Origin of the sequence: Psychrobacter sp. AOP31-B2-9, assembly GCF_052378005.1 — a bacterium.
Classification (GTDB): Bacteria; Pseudomonadota; Gammaproteobacteria; order Pseudomonadales; family Moraxellaceae; genus Psychrobacter.
This window is the reverse complement of record NZ_JBQSXG010000250.1, coordinates 1-1,813: the sequence shown is the minus strand read 5'-3', so window position 1 is coordinate 1,813 and position 1,813 is coordinate 1. Positions and strand designations below refer to the sequence as shown.

General features: G+C 41.4%; 1 protein-coding gene. It reads left to right on the top strand.

The features are described from left to right. Positions 1-340: 340 nt before the first annotated feature. Positions 341-1,474 (top strand): protein rep, encoded by a 1,134-nt coding sequence (locus ACT3SX_RS14895; RefSeq protein WP_444761825.1) that lies wholly within the window; start codon positions 341-343, stop codon positions 1,472-1,474. Positions 1,475-1,813: the final 339 nt, after the last annotated feature.

Sequence of the window (1,813 nt, the reverse complement as noted above, 5' to 3'; positions counted from 1 at the left end):
AATTGCCGTATTGGATACGTCACTACCGAAAAGTAGTGACGTATCCAATACGGCTTTATTTTTGGCTTATTTGGGGTGAATTATGCTGAGTGATGGTTGCGTGATTTGCCAATTTTGATCCAAAAATAGGGGTGATTTTGAGCGTTTTTTCCTTTACTTGATACATTAGGGATAAGTAGCGGATTAGAAAGAGGGGCAATAATTGCGCTTAGGCTATATATAACAGGGGTTTTAATGGAATTATCTAAGTAAAAACCGTGTAGAAAAATAATTGACAGGCAATAAAAAACCTCGTAATGTTTGAGGTGTCTAGTCAAAAACAAATACAAGGTCTTTATTTATGTTCCCAAATCACGCAACCACTGTCAACGAAAATATTAAAAAGCATAACAAAAACGTTGATAAAAATATCCCTTCAGCCGAATTAATTGATTTTCTCTACGATAACGACTTACCCGAAAGCATAGATGTCTCTCTAGCGTCCATATCTGACCGTGACAGCGTTTGGGATAGTCATAGGCTAGATACGCTTATCATCGAAGGTATGTACACCATAGAGAGCGAATTTGAGCGTTATGGTGAGCGTTTAGCAGATTGTAGCGGTTGGCTAAAATTTGGGTATAACGAAGTTAACGGTCTGTTGCTGAAGGAAGCTAATTTTTGCAGGGTACGTTATTGCGCTGTGTGCCAATGGCGAAAATCCTTACTGTGGAAAGCTCTTATGTATAAATCCTATGATGAAATTATGGAAAATCACCCTACCCATAGGTTTGTTTTTTTAACACTGACTATCAAAAATCCGCTTATTGGTGACTTGCGCGAAACCATAACCCACATGAACAAATCATGGCAACGGCTCATTAAACGCAAAGAATTTATGGCGGTTGTTGATGGCTGGATTAGAACAACGGAAGTCACACGCCCCAAGCAAAAACGTAAGAACAAAAAAGACCCTATTGTCTATTGCCCCAAGACTAAGAACACCCACGCACACCCACACTTTCACGTTATTCTGATGGTTAAGCCTAGCTACTTCTCACACGGATATATAAAACAATCTCGGTGGCGTGAGTTGTGGGGCGATTGTCTGCGGGTGGACTATCTGCCACAGGTTGACGTTCGGACAGTTAAACCGAAGGACGGGAAAGGTAAAAATGATAGCGATGGTGTCAAAGCGGCAATCATGGAAACTCTGAAATATGCCGTTAAACCTGATGACATCATGCACGATAACCAAGACCCCAAAGCTCGTGAATGGTTCTATGAGCTAACCAGACAGACCCATAAACTACGATTTGTGGCAACTGGTGGCGTTCTCAAAGATGCACTAAAACCTGAAAAAGCCATTACCAATGACGACTTGATCGACACAGGGAATGATGACGAAACAACCGAAACCGATGACCGCCGCCTAAACTTTACATTTTATCGTTCAGCAGGAAAATACTTGTATAACCCAAACCATAACGAGTAGTGATTTAACCGATAAGGCACGCTTAGACGTTTCACCTTACAGGATGAAACAGCGTGCAATCTTTTCGTCCCTCTGACTAAGAGCGAACTTAGGAGTTACCAAGCAAAAGACCCACAAGGGGCGCTATTTTTGTTTGATAACTCCGTCCGCTCTACGAGGTTGAAACATTGCTACCCATCGCAACCCATAGCCACAAAAAAACTGGTTAGGGCATGGTGTCAAGGTGGAGATTTTGGCAGTCTTTTTTGCCAAAATACTACCTTGATACTATGACATAACCAGTTAAAAAGATTGGCTTGGGTGTGTGGGTAATCAGCCCTAATTCATTGAGATTTTGAT

Bases quoted from the DNA above. Each gene is read 5' to 3' on its own strand.
- ACT3SX_RS14895 (WP_444761825.1), top strand. From the start codon at position 341: ATGTTCCCAAATCACGCAACCACTGTCAACGAAAATATTAAAAAGCAT.